The sequence below is a fragment of the Embleya sp. NPDC056575 genome (assembly GCF_042793325.1).
Classification (GTDB): domain Bacteria; phylum Actinomycetota; class Actinomycetes; order Streptomycetales; family Streptomycetaceae; genus Embleya.
This window is the reverse complement of the sequence record NZ_JBHTVA010000005.1, coordinates 122,505-137,738: the sequence shown is the minus strand read 5'-3', so window position 1 is coordinate 137,738 and position 15,234 is coordinate 122,505. Positions and strand designations below refer to the sequence as shown.

At 72.9% G+C, this 15,234-nt stretch carries 15 protein-coding genes; 8 read left to right on the top strand and 7 right to left on the bottom strand.

Annotated elements, in window-relative coordinates:
• Positions 1–97 precede the first annotated feature (97 nt).
• Positions 98–1,063 (top strand): pirin family protein, encoded by a 966-nt coding sequence (locus ACFRCG_RS05400; RefSeq protein ID WP_380029017.1) that lies wholly within the window; start codon positions 98–100, stop codon positions 1,061–1,063.
• Positions 1,064–1,192: 129 nt separating this feature from the next.
• Here ACFRCG_RS05400 and ACFRCG_RS05395 read toward each other — a convergent pair whose 3' ends face one another.
• Entirely contained in the window at positions 1,193–1,930 is a 738-nt protein-coding gene (locus ACFRCG_RS05395) for a Mut7-C RNAse domain-containing protein (protein ID WP_380029016.1), read from the bottom strand.
• Between the two features lie 241 nt (positions 1,931–2,171).
• On the opposite strand from ACFRCG_RS05395, the gene rpmG reads away from it, so the two are divergent.
• Complete coding sequence (gene rpmG / locus ACFRCG_RS05390; RefSeq protein ID WP_078977190.1) at positions 2,172–2,336, top strand: 50S ribosomal protein L33; 165 nt, start codon at positions 2,172–2,174, stop codon at positions 2,334–2,336.
• A gap of 85 nt (positions 2,337–2,421) precedes the next feature.
• Here rpmG and ACFRCG_RS05385 read toward each other — a convergent pair whose 3' ends face one another.
• The 3 genes from ACFRCG_RS05385 to ACFRCG_RS05375 are packed head-to-tail and all read right to left on the bottom strand — an operon-like array spanning position 2,422 to position 5,700.
• Positions 2,422–3,411, bottom strand: coding sequence for a hypothetical protein (locus ACFRCG_RS05385; RefSeq protein WP_380029014.1), 990 nt, complete (start codon positions 3,409–3,411; stop codon positions 2,422–2,424).
• Positions 3,408–5,537 carry a hypothetical protein gene (locus ACFRCG_RS05380; RefSeq protein WP_380029012.1) on the bottom strand — a complete coding sequence of 710 codons (2,130 nt, stop codon included), beginning with the start codon at positions 5,535–5,537 and terminating at the stop codon, positions 3,408–3,410. Before ACFRCG_RS05380 ends, ACFRCG_RS05385 begins: the two co-directional genes overlap by 4 nt.
• 1 nt (position 5,538) lies before the next feature.
• Positions 5,539–5,700: a hypothetical protein gene (locus ACFRCG_RS05375; RefSeq protein ID WP_380029010.1), complete on the bottom strand. Its 162-nt coding sequence runs from the start codon at positions 5,698–5,700 to the stop codon at positions 5,539–5,541.
• Between the two features lie 245 nt (positions 5,701–5,945).
• On the opposite strand from ACFRCG_RS05375, the gene ACFRCG_RS05370 reads away from it, so the two are divergent.
• From ACFRCG_RS05370 to ACFRCG_RS05360, 3 genes are all read left to right on the top strand, one after another.
• A complete protein-coding gene (locus ACFRCG_RS05370) occupies positions 5,946–6,314 on the top strand; it encodes a GntR family transcriptional regulator (protein WP_380002868.1) in 369 nt (122 codons plus the stop codon).
• Between the two features lie 122 nt (positions 6,315–6,436).
• The gene (locus ACFRCG_RS05365) at positions 6,437–7,594 is read left to right on the top strand and encodes a DUF5925 domain-containing protein (protein WP_380029216.1); all 1,158 of its coding nucleotides are present in this window, start codon (positions 6,437–6,439) and stop codon (positions 7,592–7,594) included.
• 161 nt (positions 7,595–7,755) lie between these two features.
• Positions 7,756–8,880 carry a WD40 repeat domain-containing protein gene (locus ACFRCG_RS05360; RefSeq protein ID WP_380029008.1) on the top strand — a complete coding sequence of 375 codons (1,125 nt, stop codon included), beginning with the start codon at positions 7,756–7,758 and terminating at the stop codon, positions 8,878–8,880.
• A 195-nt stretch (positions 8,881–9,075) separates the two neighbouring features.
• On the opposite strand, the gene ACFRCG_RS05355 is transcribed toward ACFRCG_RS05360, so the two are convergent.
• Positions 9,076–9,867, bottom strand: coding sequence for an exodeoxyribonuclease III (locus ACFRCG_RS05355; RefSeq protein ID WP_380029006.1), 792 nt, complete (start codon positions 9,865–9,867; stop codon positions 9,076–9,078).
• A gap of 132 nt (positions 9,868–9,999) precedes the next feature.
• Here ACFRCG_RS05355 and ACFRCG_RS05350 point away from each other — a divergent pair, with 132 nt between their 5' ends.
• The gene (locus tag ACFRCG_RS05350) at positions 10,000–10,362 is read left to right on the top strand and encodes a nucleotide pyrophosphohydrolase (RefSeq protein ID WP_380029004.1); all 363 of its coding nucleotides are present in this window, start codon (positions 10,000–10,002) and stop codon (positions 10,360–10,362) included.
• A gap of 209 nt (positions 10,363–10,571) precedes the next feature.
• Here the strand turns inward: ACFRCG_RS05350 and ACFRCG_RS05345 are convergent, their stop codons facing one another.
• The gene (locus ACFRCG_RS05345) at positions 10,572–11,552 is read right to left on the bottom strand and encodes an ATP-binding cassette domain-containing protein (protein WP_380029002.1); all 981 of its coding nucleotides are present in this window, start codon (positions 11,550–11,552) and stop codon (positions 10,572–10,574) included.
• Between the two features lie 958 nt (positions 11,553–12,510).
• Here ACFRCG_RS05345 and ACFRCG_RS05340 point away from each other — a divergent pair.
• Both ACFRCG_RS05340 and ACFRCG_RS05335 read left to right on the top strand, forming a co-directional pair.
• Positions 12,511–13,113, top strand: a complete 603-nt coding sequence (locus ACFRCG_RS05340; protein ID WP_380029000.1) for a TetR/AcrR family transcriptional regulator — start codon at positions 12,511–12,513, stop codon at positions 13,111–13,113.
• Between the two features lie 70 nt (positions 13,114–13,183).
• Positions 13,184–14,320, top strand: coding sequence for a serine hydrolase domain-containing protein (locus tag ACFRCG_RS05335; protein ID WP_380028997.1), 1,137 nt, complete (start codon positions 13,184–13,186; stop codon positions 14,318–14,320).
• Positions 14,321–14,333: 13 nt separating this feature from the next.
• Here the strand turns inward: ACFRCG_RS05335 and ACFRCG_RS05330 are convergent, their stop codons facing one another.
• Positions 14,334–15,176 carry a hypothetical protein gene (locus tag ACFRCG_RS05330; protein WP_380028995.1) on the bottom strand — a complete coding sequence of 281 codons (843 nt, stop codon included), beginning with the start codon at positions 15,174–15,176 and terminating at the stop codon, positions 14,334–14,336.
• Between the last annotated feature and the right edge of the window lie 58 nt (positions 15,177–15,234).

Sequence of the window (15,234 nt, the reverse complement as noted above, 5' to 3'; positions counted from 1 at the left end):
CCCGCGCGAGCCGCGGGGTCATCCGTTTCCCGCCGGGCCTGGACCGAACGGTTGCCCACGCGCCGCGTCCTCTTCCCCCGCCGCGTACCGTGACGGCATGAGCAACCTCGATACCCGACCGACCCTGACCACGTGCGGTGGCCGGGCCGACGTGTCGGGCGAACCCGTGCGCGAGCTGCTGAAGTCGCGCGATGTACTGCTGGGCGAGAGCCACATGGTCCGTCGCCTGCTGCCGAGCCTGGGTCGGCGGATGATCGGCGCCTGGTGCTTCGTGGACCACTACGGGCCCGACGACATCGCCGATCAGCCCGGCATGCAGGTCCCGCCGCACCCGCACCTGGGCCTGCAGACGGTGAGCTGGCTGCGCGAGGGCACCGTGCTGCACCGGGACAGCCTGGGCAGTCTGGCCACCGTACGGCCCGGCGAGTTGGGGCTGATGACGTCCGGGCGAGCCATCTCGCACTCCGAGGAGTCGCCGAAGGAGCACGCCCGGCTGCTGCACGGGGCCCAGCTGTGGGTCGCGCTGCCGGACGCGCACCGGCACGTGGACCCGAGCTTCGAGCACCACACCGAACTCCCGCGGGCCACCGGCGGCGGCCTGACCGCCACGGTGATCATGGGCACGCTGGACGGCGCGACCTCGCCGGGCACCGCCTACACCCCGCTGGTCGGGGCGGATCTGACGCTGGCGCCGGGCACGGACGTACGGCCACCGCTGGAGCCGGACTTCGAGTACGCGGTGATGTCGATGTCGGGCGAGGCCGAGGTGGACGGCGTACCGCTGACGCCCGGCGGGCTGCTGTACCTCGGCTGTGGGCGCACCTCGTTGGCCATCCGCTCCACCAACGGCGCGGACCTGATGCTGCTCGGGGGCGAGCCGTTCGCCGAGGAGATCGTGATGTGGTGGAACTTCGTGGCGCGCACCGGTGAGGAGATCGCGACGGCGCGCACCGCCTGGGAGAACGGCTCGGACTTCGGCACCGTCACCGGCTACGCGGCGCCCCGGATGCACGCACCGGAGCTGCCGTCCGTACCGCTGCGGGCCCGGGGACGCGTGCGCTAGCCGTATCGATCCCGACCGGCGGGACCACGGTGCGCCGCACCGACCCCGCCCCGTACGCCGACCGGGCCGGCTCTCGGCCCGGTCGGCGTACGGGACCACACAGGCGACACGAGCCGACCGGCACCCGGCTCAGCGAATACCCGCCGCCGTCCGCCGCGCGGCCTCCACGATCTCGTCCAGGTGGCCGCCGTGCGCCCCGTGCCAGTACACCCGGTCGCAGGCCCGGCACCGGGCGAACGCGTCGACCTTGTCCAGCGTGCCCGCCTCGACCTCGGACTCGACCTCCTCGCGGGTGGCCGCACGCAACTCGCCGTTGCACGCCGTACAGCGTGTCCAGGGCGCGAGCGGCAGCGCGAACCGGCGGAGCAGGTCGTCGAGTTGGGCGTCGGCGCGGATCCCGTACACGTACGCCCCGAACCACAGGTTCTTGCGCCGCAGCAGCCCGCGGTCCTGGGTGAGCAGCACCCGGCGTTCGGCGTTGGCCTGGATCACCAGGGTCGGGTCGTCGCAGTCGTTGTGGTACGCGGTGTCGATCCCGACCAGCCGCATCCGGCGGGCCAGCGCGCCCAGGTGCACGTCGAGCAGGAAGCGCGGTGCCTCGTCGGCGAATTCCGGAATCGCCTGCGGGCGCCGGATCGGCAGCACGTCGACCACCTCGCCGCCCACCGGTCGATATCCCGAGGCCACCTCGCGGCCGTCCACGAGCAGTCCGCCCACCTCGGGCAGCGGCGGGCCGACCGATTCGACCAGGTGCCCGAGCGTCGATTCCCCGTCGGCGGGGGCGGTCACCGGCAGTCCGCGCAGGCGCGGCGGCAGGAACTGTTGCAGTTCGGCGGGGATCTGAAGCAGCACGTCCGATCGATTCACCGGCCAAGCATCGCACCGCCGACACCCGCCGCGCCCGTGGTTTCCGAGCACCCCCGGCACCCCCGTCGCCCCGCCGCGCCCGGCCGCCGGACTGCCGGGCTGCCGGGCTGCCCGACGGGCGCCGGGGAATACCGAGGTCACCCGCATTGGGCCGACCGGGCATCGGGTCGTGGAATAACCGGGTGCCCGTCCGCATTGAAGCACGCGTCGGGACAGACTTCGAAAACTCCGGGAGGCGTCCATGGCTCGCAGTGAGCTTCGTCCGATCGTGAAGCTTCGGTCCACCGCCGGGACCGGATTCACCTACGTGACCCGAAAGAACCGGCGCAACGATCCGGACCGGATGACGCTGCGCAAGTACGACCCGGCCGCCGGAAAGCACGTGCTGTTCCGCGAAGAGCGATAAGCACGCGGATTTCGGGCCGAAATCGAAAGGGCCACCCGCTCGTATCGAGCGGGTGGCCCTTCGACCGCCCCCATTCGACCGCCCCCTACGAAGGCGACTCGTCCGCGTCGTCCCCCACCAGGTCGTGCCACCAGCCGAGTTCGCGCAGCACCGCCATCCCGCGCGGCCCGGACGCCGCGAGGCCGGATACGAGCGCCTTGCGCAGCTGATTCCGCTCGAAATCGTCGGCGTCCCCGAGCAGCGCGAGCAGCTCGCCGGCCGGCGTGCGGGGTGTGGCGGAACCGGCAGGTGTACCAGGCACACCAAATGCACCAGGCGCACCATCGGCACCCCGCATCATTCCCCGATCGTCCAGATGGTCCACTACGGCCTTGATCTGATCGGGAAATCGGGTCAACCAGTAGGCGATCAACGTCTCCGGCCCCTCCCGAATCAGCTCCCGGTGAAACTCCATCCGCTTCAGGGTCAGCCGCTGCCGCTCCATTTCCAGCAAAATCGCCGCCCTCGCCCGGTCCAACTCCTCGCGAACATCGGCCGATATCGGCTCCGTCCGCAGGAACGCCCCCACCGGTCGATAACCGAGCCCGTATTCCGCGAGCACGATCGTGTGCGACAACGCGACATCGACCGCGTCCTGCAACCGCGCCTCATCCACATCGGCCGCAGCATCCGCACCATCCGCACCGACCGCGCCGCCCGCACCCGCCAGCGCCCCGCGAATCCGCTTCTCCACATCGCGATACACGAACGCCCCGGCGTCCACCGCCCGATGCCGGGCGACCGCCCTCGGGTCGTGCACCCACCAGCGCAGCTGTACCTCGACCCGGCCGGCCCGTCCCCCCGCCGCGCCGACCCGCACCTCGAACGTACGCACCTCGGCGAACTCGCGGACGGTGACCCACCACAGCTCGGCCGCCCCGCGTATCTCCGCGAAGGTCGGCGCCGGCCCCGCGCTCGACGGCACCGCAAGCATCCGGCGCACCCGCCGCGCACGCCGGCCCAGGCGATACCGGAGGTAGGCGCCCAGGCGCGATCCGCCGACGGGGTGGACCACGGACACGGGTTCGTCGATCATGCGCGGGTACCCCCGTTCGGCCCGAGGATCGGCTCCTCGAACGCCCGGATCGCCGGTTCGAGCACCCCGATGTCGATCACCTCGCCGTTCGGCAACCCCTCGTAGGCGAGCCGGGTCAGGTCGAAGGCGAGTCGTTCCAGCCCGTGGTCGCGCCCCGGACCGAACAGCCGCGTCAGGCCCTCCCGCAATGCCGAGGCGCGGGTCGGATCATCCGCCCCGGCCCCGAGCAGTCGGGTGAACAACCGGGCCACGACCGCATATCCGTCCCGATCCGTGACCGCGTTCCGGACCACCGCCAGGAACCGGTCGTCGGCCGGCGACCCGCCCGCCCCCTCGTCGAGCACGAGGTGCGCGGCCAACTCGGCCGCGGCGGCGGCCTCTTCCCAGTCCTCCACCCGCTCCAGGACCGATTCGGCGCGGATGCCCTCCCGACACAGCGCCGCGATGCCGTCCCGGGCCGCCTCGGCCACCGCACGATCCCCGGTCCGGGCCAGGCGCAGCAGTCCGGTCAGGGTCGGGCCGGGATAGACGGAGGCGAGGCCGGGGTAGGCGCGGGCGGCCATCAGGCGCAGCCCCGGGTGGGTGGTGTCCCGGCTCCACGCCTCCACCAGGTGCCGTACCTGGGTGGCCACCACCGCGTCCTGGGCCGCCGCCTTCAGGGCCGACACCGCCATCGTGCGCCGGGCGCCGGTTCGGGCCCAGCGGTGGATCGGGGCCAGCGGCCGATGCCCCCGACCCCCGGCCATGAACGCGCCCGCGGCCCGCGCCGCGACCCGGTGGACGTCGGCCGGTTGCCGGGGGGTCGCGGCCAGCCACTCGACCAGCGGGTCGCGCAGGTCGGGGTAGACGTCCCAAACGTGTTCGCGGACCGACGCCGCCCAGCGCGGCCGGTTGAAGCGCACCACGTCCAGCCGGTAGCGGGCCCCGTCCCGGGTGGCGTCGGCGGCGACCGCGGTCGCGTCGATCAGGTCCAGGCGCACGGACCGGGCCTGCGGCGGCCACCCGTCGGCCGACGCGGCCGAGGTCGGCAGATGCTCGGCCAGCATCGCGCGCAGCGCCGCGGCCCGCTCGGCGACGATGCCGTAGTCGTGCCCCTCGAACACCGCGGCGGCGATCATCAACGCCCAGTCGGCACACGCCGGATGGGCCCGCAGCCAGCCGGCCACCGCCGCGTGCTCACGATCGCGCAGCGCGTTCAGCACCTGGGTCCTGGTGAACCTGCCGTCGGCGAAGCCGGCCAGTTCGGCGGCGATCCTCGCGGCCCGTGCGGGCCGGCCGCCGTCGGCGCGCACCAGTTCGGCGATGTCCTCGTCCACCAGGTCCAGGTGCCGGCGCTCCCAGCCCGGCCCCAGGCGGTCGGTGAGGTGGCTGTGCAGCACCTGGACCGGATCGGGTCGGGCGCACGGTACGTGCCACGGCGCCCAGACGCCGAGCATCGGTGCGCCGACGACCGCCGTGGCGACCAGGACGCTGCCGCGCTCGACCAGGCGGCGGCGCAGCAGTTCCAGGTCGTCGCGGGTGTAGCCGGCGAGCGCGTCGGCGCGGACGGAGTCGACCACATAGCCCCGGCCGCGCTGGATCCGACGGGTGGTCAGGTCTTCCTCGGGATCGAGCGCGATCACGCTCTCCACGTGCTGATCCTGCATCAGGTGCAGGGCCAGCGTGCGTTTTCCGGACCGGGCCTCGCCGGTGAGCAGGATCAGCTGCCGGGACATCATGCCCTGGGCGCGCAGATAACCCTTGGGCGGCACGAACGTACGCCGGACCAGGTCGCTCTCCTCCGACCAGATCGGTCCCTCGCGGGCCTGGCGCGGCCGGTGCGGCGCGGCGGGGGGCGAACCCGCGCCGAAGTGGTGCCGGCCGGTCCCGTCGGGGGTGACGATCACCGTCGCGGCCGACTCGGCGGGCCCGAACTCCTCGTCGGACCACGCCCCGTCGGCCGGCCCGGGGCCGGCCGGCGACACCGGCGTGCGGGCCCCGCCGCGGGGTTCGCTCGGTGCGTCGACGTCCTCGGGGGCGAACGGATCAGGTGCGTCGAACGGATCGAACGGGTCGAACGGATCGAGCGCGTCGAACGGGTCGAGCGAGTCGACCGGGTCGAGCGGTCGCTCCTCGGGGTGGGTCATCTCAGACGCCCCGGGCCGGGGCGGCGACGTGCGGATCGTCGTCCGGGTCCCGGTCGTCGCGGGCCGCGCGCGGGGCCCCTGCGGGCGCGAGCGTGTGCCGGTGGTGGTCGAACGGCTCGGCGTCCACGGCGGACGACGACCGGATCGGCGGGAGGTCGGACACGGATTCCCCCTTCGGTGAGCGTGTGGCCACGCTGGGTTCGTCGGGTCCACCGTGCCGCAGCCGTGGCGTTCTTGCGGGCTCCGTTCGAATTCGGGACGGCGGTTCGTGACATCACGGCCGAGCAATTCGCCACCTTCACTGACGAATCGCCGGCGGCGAGGAAGCGTGTCCCGTCACCGCCGGCCACCGCCGAATCGCACCCGGTTGCCGGGCCCGCGACCCGGACAGGGCCTAGGCTCGCTCGTATGGTGATCACCATCGATCCGGCCTCGTCCGTCGCACCGTTCGAGCAGATTCGGGGGCAACTCGCCGATCAGGCCCGGGCCGGCACACTGCCCGCCGGCACCAGACTGCCGACCGTACGCGGCTTGGCCGGCGAACTCGGCCTGGCGCCCAACACGGTCGCGCGCGCCTACCGCGAACTGGAGGCGGACGGCGTGATCGAGACCCGCGGCCGCTCGGGCAGCTTCGTCGCCGCGGTCGGGGACAGCGCGCACCGGGCGGCGAGCGAGGCCGCGCTCGAATACGCGCACCGCGCACACCGACTCGGCCTGACCCGCGACGAGGCGATCAGCGCCGCACTGGGCGCGGTCGAGGCGGCCTATCCAAGCTAGCGCGTGTCCTGGAACTCCCGCCGAGGCTCCCCGAGCCCTTGTCCGGCCGCCCGGAAACCGCACCGCTATGGGTAAACCCCTGTACGGACGGCCCGGGGCACCGGATCATCGAAATCATGTCGATGCCTCGCCAGACGCCCCGCCCATCGGATGGGGCGCCGAATTCAGCCGGTGACGACCCATCAACGCTGTTGCCCTTCGTGTTCGGACTCGACGACGCGGACACCCCGTACGACGCCGTGGACGGACTCGCCCTCGCCGCCTTCCTGACCGGCGCCCAGCCGTGGGCCAGGACCACCCGACTGGACCGGGTCAAGCCCGGCGCCCGACTCGTCCCGCGCGGCGCCAGAGTGGTCCGCGCCGTGGAGGAGGACGACCGTTCCTCCCAACTCGCCGTCGGTGACGGCTGGACCCTGCGGTCGGTGCGCTGGCGCAGCGGCGGCGGCGAGGTGACCGTGACCGCCGTCGACGAGAAGGTCGGCCGCGCGGTGTTGAAGAAGGCGGTCAAGGGCGCGGCGGCCGACCCGCCGCCCAAGGACGAGGCCGTGGCGATGGGCTTTTGGTACTTCTCCGCCCGGCGCGGCCCGTACCGCACCACCCGGGCGATCACCGCCGCGCCCTGGGAGGACATCCGCCGCAACTACACCGGTCCGACCGCCGGCGCGTTCGACCGGCTGATGAAGGTCACCCCCGACGACGTGTCGGGGCGGTTGATCCTGCTGCACGGGCCGCCCGGCACCGGCAAGACCACGGCGCTGCGCGCGCTGGCCCGCTCGTGGCAGGACTGGTGTCGGATGGACTGCGTCCTGGACCCCGAGGCACTGTTCGGCGACACCGGCTACCTGATGGACGTCGCGATCGGGCGCGGCGACGAGGACGAGGAGTCGCACGACAAGTCGAAGAAGCAGAAGTGGCGGCTGCTGGTCCTGGAGGACTGCGACGAGTTGATCCGCGGCGAGGCCAAACGTTCGGCGGGTCAGGCACTGTCCCGGCTCCTCAACCTCACCGACGGCCTGCTCGGCCAGGGGCGCAACGTGATGGTCGCGATCACCACCAACGAGAGCCTGGGCCGACTGCACCCGGCGGTGGTGCGCCCCGGTCGTTGTCTGGCCCAGATCGACGTCGGCCCGCTGGAGTTCGCCGAGGCGCGCGAGTGGCTGGGCACCGCCGACGGCATCGGTACACACGCGACGCTCGCCGAGTTGTACGCGCTGCGCAACGGGGCGGCGCCGGTGGAGATCGAACGGCCCCGGCACGGGGGCGAAGGGTTGTATCTCTAGCTAGAGTTTCGGCCGTGAGTGACGAGGTTCGTACGACTGCTTCGGCATCGGATCCGTCGGGGGCGGAAGGGCGGTGGACGGACCTGCGATGGTTGGTCAACGCTGATCCGGAGCGGGTCATGGGGTTGCCGGCTTCCGATGCGACTTCCGATGCGCGACTGATGGCTGCGGTCTACCGGGCGTCGGTGGACGTCCACCGGGACGTGCCACCGTGGGTGCGGCGGCAACTGCTGGCCCTGGACGCGGCTCGGTACGGGGACCGGGAGTTGTCCGCGCGGATAGCCGCCGTGCCGGTGGAGGATGTCTTCGCCGAGCCGTGGCGGGTGCTGTGGTCCACCGGCGCGCGGAGTGACCCGCACTTCCGGATGAACCCGTCGGGTCACACCGGCGGTGTCGACGCGGTGGTGACAACCTTCTCGGATGGCCGCCACGTCGTGGTCACCGGCAGCAAGGACCGGACGGTCCGGGTGCGGGACCTTGAGACCGGCCGGCCGGTCGGCGAACCCATGGGCGACCTCGACGGCAGGGTGTGGGCGGTGGCGACGGAGGTCGTGGACGGTCGAACATACGTCGTCACGGCCGGCGACTGGGCGGTACGCGCGTGGGACCTGGCCACCCGACAGCAGACGGGCGAGCTGCCGGGGATCAACGGTGAGGTGTGGTGTCTGGGCACCGCTGTCGTCCACGGGCGACCGTGTGCGCTCGCCAGCGACGACGACGTGTCCGTGCGGGTCTGGGATCTGGTCAGTGGGGAACAGGTCGGCGAACTCACCGGACACGACGACTTCCTGATGGCCGTCGACACGCTGGTGATCGATGACAGACCCCATGCGGTGGGCTGTATGAGCGGCGGCTCGGTCCGGCAGTGGGACCTGACCACCGGACAATCGGTCGGGGAGCCTCTGCCGGGCCACGACGGCGAGGCGTGGGCGGTCGCGACAGCGGTCGTCGGCGGCCGAGCCCACGCGATCACGGCAGGTCACGACGCCACCGTGCGCGTATGGGACCTGGTCATGGGACGGGAAGTCGGCAGGCTGGTCGGCCACGAAGGCACCGTGTCCGCGGTGGTGACCGCGGTGATCGGTGGAGAACTCAGGGTCGTCACCGGTGGTTCGGATGGAACGGTGTGCCTGTGGGAGCCGGCTACCACGCGGCAAATCGGCCGGGAACTGGTGTTCCCCGCGCCGGTCCACGCGCTGACCGTGACCCCGGAAGGCTCGCTCGTGGTGGGCTTCGGCGGCGACGTCGCGGCCCTGTCCCTGCATGCCGACCCCGGCTCCATGTGACCGTGAGCCGTTGGCGGTGTGACCGGATGGTTGCCGGCCCGTCCGGCGACGAGGACAAAGCGCGGCCGGCGGCTGCACAACCCGGCGAACCTACACGGACAGAGCACCAGCGCCGCACACGGTCCCCGAGCCGCGATCGGCTCGGGGGGTCCGTGCGGGGAGCGCCGACTCGCGGGCCGGCGCGGGAGCGACCGGCTACACGTCGAGGTCCACCACGACCGGTGCGTGGTCGCTGGTGCCCTTGCCCTTGCGGGCCTCGCGGTCGACGTAGGAGTCGGTGACCGCGGCGGCGAACGGCGCGTTGCCGTAGACGAGGTCGATCCGCATGCCCTTGTTCTTCGGGAACCCCAGCTCGCGGTAGTCCCAGTAGGTGAACGGCACGTCGTACTTGAGCGCCCGGGGCATCACCTCGCGCAGCCCCACACCCTCCAGCGCGGTGACCGCGTCCCGCTCCGCCTGCGTGACGTGCGTCGAGTTCTCGCCGAACAGCGAGATGTCCCAGACGTCCTTGTCGGTGGGCGCGACGTTGAAGTCGCCGAGCACGGCGAACGGCAGCGGGCCGGCCGCGTCGGCGGCGACCGCGGCGCGCAGCGCGCCCAGCCATTCCAGCTTGTAGGCGTAGTGCGGGTTGTCCACCTCGCGGCCGTTGGGCACGTACACCGACCAGAGCCGCACGCCGCCGCACGTCGCGGAGATCGCCCGGGCCTCGTGCGGGCCGTCGACCTCGGGGAAGCCGGGGCCGGGCGTCAGCCCGATGGTGACGTCGTCGAGGCCGACCTTGGACAGGATCGCGACGCCGTTCCAGCGCCCGCCCGCGTTGACGGCGGAGGTGTAGCCGGCCTCCTCCAGCTCCTTCAGCGGATACGCCTCGGGCGTGGACTTCAGCTCCTGCAGGCACACCGCGTCGGGTGCGGCCCGCTCCAGCCACTCGAGCAGCTTGGGCAGCCGGGCCCCGATCGAGTTGATGTTCCAGGTGGCGACCCTCATGTGAACCTTCCAGGGCGGACGACGGCGATCGGGGCCGCCCGGACGAGTCCGGGCCTGCCCTCGGCCATTCTCCCTCGCCGGGGTGACAGGGCCCGGCGGCTCTGGGCGCGGCGGGTGCGGTAGGCATGGGGTATGGACACCACTCCGGACACCACTTCCCCGGCCGGCTCCGACATCGCCGAACTGACCGCCGCGATCGCCGCGTTCTCCGCCGAGCGGCACTGGCAGCCCTTCCACACCCCGAAGAACCTGGTGATGGCACTCAGCGTGGAGGCCTCGGAGCTGGTGGAGATCTTCCAGTGGCTGACCCCCGAACAGGCCGACGACGTGATGTCGGACCCGGAGCGCGGCGAACACGTCCGCGAGGAGATCGCCGACGTCCTGTCCTATCTGCTGAGCCTGGCGAACCGACTCGGCATCGACCCGGCCCAGGCCCTGCGGGACAAGATGGTGAAGAACGCGATCAAGTACCCGCCGGGCGCGCCGGGCCTGTAGGCCCACCGGGCGGGTCCGGGTGGATCGAGCCCCGGGCACCCTGCGCGCGAGGCGGTGAAACCGCCGGCCCGGGGAGCGTTTCGGGCCGGCGGGGGATTGTGGTGGGCGGGTCACCGGGGTCGCCGGACGAGCCGGTGACCCCGGGTCGGGCGCCCCCGAACGCGCCCGCCGACCCCGCCCCGGGACCGGTGGACCGTCGACGCCGAGGCTCAGGCGTCGTACCCGGCCCCCGCCCCCAGGCAGGCGTCCATCGCGCGACGATTGCGTCGGATCTCGGCCGGCGTGCCCTCCGCAACCACGCGGCCGGTGTCCAGGACGGTGACGCGATCGCACAGCGCCTCGACGAAGTCGATCCTTCGATCCACCACGATCAGGCCCACGCCGTCCGCCGCGACCCCCCGCAGCAGTACCAGCAGCGCGTCCGTCTCGCGGGCGTTCAGCCCCGCGCTCGGCTCGTCCAGCATGAGCACCCGGGGCACCGCCGCGATGCCCCGGGCGATGTCGAGCAGCCGACGTTCCCCGTACGTCAGCACGTCCGCGCCCCGCTGCGGCCGTCCCCCCGGCCCGGCCCGGTCCGTCCCGATGCCCCGTTCCAGGTCCACCCGCGCCAGCAGCGGGTGCAACAACCACGCGGCGAGCAGACCCCGATGCCGGGTGTCGGAGCGGGTGAGCACGAAGTTGTCCGCGCCGGACAGCGCGCGAACCGGTTGCGGGGTCTGGAACATCCGGACCAGACCGGCGCGGCGCGAGCGTTCGGGGCTGCCCAGCCGTACCGGCAGGCCGTCCACGAACAGCGCGCCGGTGGCCGGCACCACCCCGGTGAGCGCGTTCAGCAGCGTGGTCTTGCCGCTGCCCGCGGGGCCGACCACGCCGACCACCTCACCGCGCTCGACCCACATGGACACCCCGTCCACGGCGGGCATCCCGGCGAACTCCACCCGCAGGTCCCGGGCCCGCAACACGGGCCGCCGGACCGGGTCGATGCCGACGGCCGGAATCGGTTCCGGTCCCGAGGCGAACAGCGGTACGGGATCCGGGATCTCGCCGTCGGCCGGCGAGCGCAGCGCCCGAACCCGACCCCGGGCCGAACGCGCCCGCCGAGCACATCCCGGGTCCGAGCCGAGGCGCGTCGGTCTACGCGCCTCGGCATCGGACCCTCGCCACGGGCGGCGCGCGGGATCGAACGCCATACCTGACACGGCGTCACCCCCCACCCGCGCGCCACCCGTATCGGGAGCCGTACCCGGGCTCGGGTCGACGGTCGAACAGGGCTCCCCCGCCCCGTCCGGCCCCGACCCGGGGACACCCGGGACCACTCCCGCGTCCCGGCCGGGGGACGCCGACTCCCCTCCTGACCCGGCGTCACCTCCCGGCCACGACACGTATTCGGTGCCGGTTGCATACCTACCGGCTCTGTGCGTCCCGCTCGGACGCGGCACGATCGCCGACAGCCGTGTGGGGTAAGGGATCACGCCCACCTGGCCCGGTAACCGGTGCTCATCGAACGGGAGTTGATTCACCCACGCGGCGACGCGGCCGGGTGCCGCACCCGCGGGATCGCCGAACTCGACGGCGGACACGGCCGTTCGGCCGGACTCGCCGGCGCGGGACGGCGCGACTGAGGTGCCCATGGTCAGAACGCACCCGTGCGGGGTGCGCGAACGGGACTGGAGTCGCCGATCCAACCGGCCCACCCGGTGGCCACCAGCTCGGTGTGCGCGGGTACGCCGCCGTCGGTCGAGGACGATGCCCCGGCCGGACCCGGACGTGGTGTCACCGCTCGCGTCGTGTCTGTGACGCGGGCCGGTGGTGCGACATGGGTTGCGATGTGTGCTCTGTGCGGTGCCGTCGTACGAGCCATGGGAGCCAACGCCTTTCGCGTCGTCTCCCCGCCCGGCCATCCCCCACGGACTCCCGGATGCGGCACAAGCTAGACCGCAACCCCCGTGCGCCGCAAGGCCCTTGACAGGGAATCGGGATCTGGCGTAGAAGGTTCAGCACAATCTAACAAATGTTAGATAGGCAGTTCGGATCTCCCTGAAGGCATCCCCCACTGAATCAACGGCAACCGCTCCACCTGCGGTTAGGCTGCACGGCACCTGGCAGTACGCGGCAGCAGTCAACCCGCCGGACCGAGAACGGGCGCTCATGGCACGCAGGAAGACGGAACCCGAAGCACTTCCGCGCCGGGAGGTGATCCTGTCCGAGGCCGCCGCACTGTTCGCCCGCAAGGGCGTCGTCGCGTCAACGGTTCGTGAGATAGCCGACGCGTCGGGCATTCTCGCGGGCAGCATCTACCACTGGTTCGGTTCGAAAGAGGACTTGATCGACGAGATCCTCACCGCCGCGATGCGCGACCTCGCGACGTGGTACGACGAGGCGTTCGCCGACGCGCGCACCGCGTCCGACCGGCTGCGCGGACTCGTGCACGCCGCGTTCCGGACCATAGAGCACCACCCCGACGCGGCCGTGATGTACGTTCGCGACTACGCCTACCTGGCCACGCTGCCGCGCTTCGCGCACCTGGCGGCGGACGGCATGCGGGTCCGCGATCTGTGGCTGAACACCCTTCAGGAAGGCATCGATTCCGGAGAGTTCCGCGCGGACCTGGATCCGGAGCTGGCCTACCGCTACCTCGCCTACCCGCTGTGGCTCACGGCCGGGTGGAAGTCGACGATCGACCGGACCCTGTCCGAACTGGAGACCCAATTCACGGCGCTGGTACTCGAAGGCGTCACCCCGAGGAACTGACGAAGCGTCCCGGTCACCGACCGCGCCGGCGCCGGTGAGGTGTCCCGAGCGTTCGCGAAAGGACCACACCATGCACGTCGACGGTTTCATCGCGCCCGGATTCGCGCCCGTACAGGCCGCGTTCGAGGAGAACTTCGCGATTCACGGCGAGGTCGGCGCGGCGCTCGCGGTTCGACTGCGCGGCGCGCCCGTGGTGGACCTGTGGGGCGGACTGGCCGAACCGATCTCGGGCCGAAGCTGGGAGCACGACACCGTACAGGTGGTCTGGTCGGTCACCAAGGGCCTGGTCGCGACCTGTCTGGCGATCCTGATCGACCGGGACCGGCTCGACCCCGCGCTGCCGGTGTGTCGCTACTGGCCCGAGTTCGCGGCGGCCGGCAAGCAGGCCGTGACGGTGGCCCAACTGTTGTCCCATCAGGCCGGGTTGCCCTTCCTCGACGAGCCGATCACGCTCGACCAGGTGGCCATGCCCGACGCGCTGGCCGACGCGCTCGCCGCACAGCGTCCCGTCTGGGAACCGGGGACGGCGCACGGCTATCACGCGGTGACCTGGGGCTTCTACGCGAGCGAGCTGATCCGGCGGGTGGACGGGCGCACGGTCGGCGCGTTCCTGGCCGAGGAGGTGGCCGGACCGCTGGGTCTGGACGCGCATATCGGCCTTCCCGCAGCGGAGTTGCCCCGGCTGGCGCATCTGACCACGATCGCCCCGAGCGATCCCGCCCTGCTCGACCTCGGCTCCGAACTGGGCCGCACGATGCTGGCGCTGCCCGAACTGGCCGCGCCCGGCGCGGATCACGACCCGAGCGTGCTCACCTGGGAGGTGCCCTCGGGCCTGGGCGTCACCAACGCGCGTGCGCTGGCCCGGGTGTACGCGATGCTCGGCGCGGGCGGCACACTCGACGGGGTGCGCCTGCTCTCCCCCGAAACGGTCGCCGACGTGACCTCGACGGTGGTCGCGGGGCCGGACCGCATCCTCGGCGACCACACCGCGTTCAGCCTCGGCTTCATGAAGCCGGAGACCACGTTCTTCGGGGTGTCCCCCGACCCCGCCGCGTTCGGCCACCCGGGCAGCGGCGGCCCCCTGGCCTTCGCCGACCCGGCCACGGGCCTCGCCTTCGCGTATGTGACGAACGGCCAGTCCCCGCTGAACACGGACGTGCGGGCCCTCGGCCTGATCGAGGCGGTCCGGGAGTGCCTGGGGCGGTAGGGCGCGGTCGGGGTCAGCCGGCCGGGCGGCGGGCTCCGACCGGGCGGGCCGTGCGGGTCGGGCGGTTGCCTCGGCGGCGGGAACCGACGACCAGTGCGCCGCCGACCAGGAGCAGCGCGCCGGCGGCCAGGCCCAGCGGGAGCACCGCCCCGGATCCGGTGCCCGCCACGTGGTCGGTGATGGCCCGGCGGGCCAGTACGGCCGGGCCGTCGTGCACGGCCCGCTTGGCGGCGTCGCCGCGATCCTTGTCGTCGCCGTCGCGGGCGCCCGGGGTCTTGGCCCGACGCGGGGGCGCGACCTGCGGCGCGGCGCCCCGACGCGACGCCGGGCGCCCGGGCGGGAGGTCGCCGGCCGGGTCGGCCTCGGGCCGCGCCGAAATCGGAGCGGGGGCCGACGGGGCCGCGGCCGATCCGGTGCGCGCGCCCGGGGCGGGCTCGTGCCGCCGGCCCGGGCCGAGGAGCCCCCGGCAGTCGAGGCGGGCCGGGTCGACCCCGGGCGCACGGACCCGGAGGTGATCCCAGCAGCAGGCCGCGGCGTCCCGCGTCGGCCCCGGGGCGGTGGCGCCGACCGCTCGCGGCGTCTCGTCCGGACACCGATCCACGGCGGGCGCCCCGGCGTCCGGGGGGCGGACGCCGGGGCGCGGGGCGGCGCCGCCGGGAGGGCTCGGCAGCGGCGAAAGCGGGTGGCGCACGGCGGCGAGCGGCAGGTGTACGGCCCCGGCCCAAGGATCGCCGGACCCGGATCCCGGCCCGACCCGCGGCGTCGCGGCGGCGCTCGGAACGGCGACCGCGCCGAGCACGACCGCGCCGACAACAACCGCCGCCCGCCTCACCCGCCCGTTTCCGCCTCCACGCACCAGACCACGCTAAGTCACCAAGTGGTTACTCTGTCGCCACCGCGCATACCATTCGCTC

Bases quoted from the DNA above. Each gene is read 5' to 3' on its own strand.
- ACFRCG_RS05400 (WP_380029017.1), top strand. From the start codon at position 98: ATGAGCAACCTCGATACCCGACCGACCCTGACCACGTGCGGTGGCCGG.
- rpmG (WP_078977190.1), top strand. From the start codon at position 2,172: ATGGCTCGCAGTGAGCTTCGTCCGATCGTGAAGCTTCGGTCCACCGCC.
- ACFRCG_RS05385 (WP_380029014.1), bottom strand. From the start codon at position 3,411: ATGATCGACGAACCCGTGTCCGTGGTCCACCCCGTCGGCGGATCGCGC.
- ACFRCG_RS05380 (WP_380029012.1), bottom strand. From the start codon at position 5,537: ATGACCCACCCCGAGGAGCGACCGCTCGACCCGGTCGACTCGCTCGAC.
- ACFRCG_RS05370 (WP_380002868.1), top strand. From the start codon at position 5,946: ATGGTGATCACCATCGATCCGGCCTCGTCCGTCGCACCGTTCGAGCAG.
- ACFRCG_RS05365 (WP_380029216.1), top strand. From the start codon at position 6,437: ATGCCTCGCCAGACGCCCCGCCCATCGGATGGGGCGCCGAATTCAGCC.
- ACFRCG_RS05360 (WP_380029008.1), top strand. From the start codon at position 7,756: ATGGCTGCGGTCTACCGGGCGTCGGTGGACGTCCACCGGGACGTGCCA.
- ACFRCG_RS05355 (WP_380029006.1), bottom strand. From the start codon at position 9,867: ATGAGGGTCGCCACCTGGAACATCAACTCGATCGGGGCCCGGCTGCCC.
- ACFRCG_RS05350 (WP_380029004.1), top strand. From the start codon at position 10,000: ATGGACACCACTCCGGACACCACTTCCCCGGCCGGCTCCGACATCGCC.
- ACFRCG_RS05345 (WP_380029002.1), bottom strand. From the start codon at position 11,552: ATGGCGTTCGATCCCGCGCGCCGCCCGTGGCGAGGGTCCGATGCCGAG.
- ACFRCG_RS05340 (WP_380029000.1), top strand. From the start codon at position 12,511: ATGGCACGCAGGAAGACGGAACCCGAAGCACTTCCGCGCCGGGAGGTG.
- ACFRCG_RS05335 (WP_380028997.1), top strand. From the start codon at position 13,184: ATGCACGTCGACGGTTTCATCGCGCCCGGATTCGCGCCCGTACAGGCC.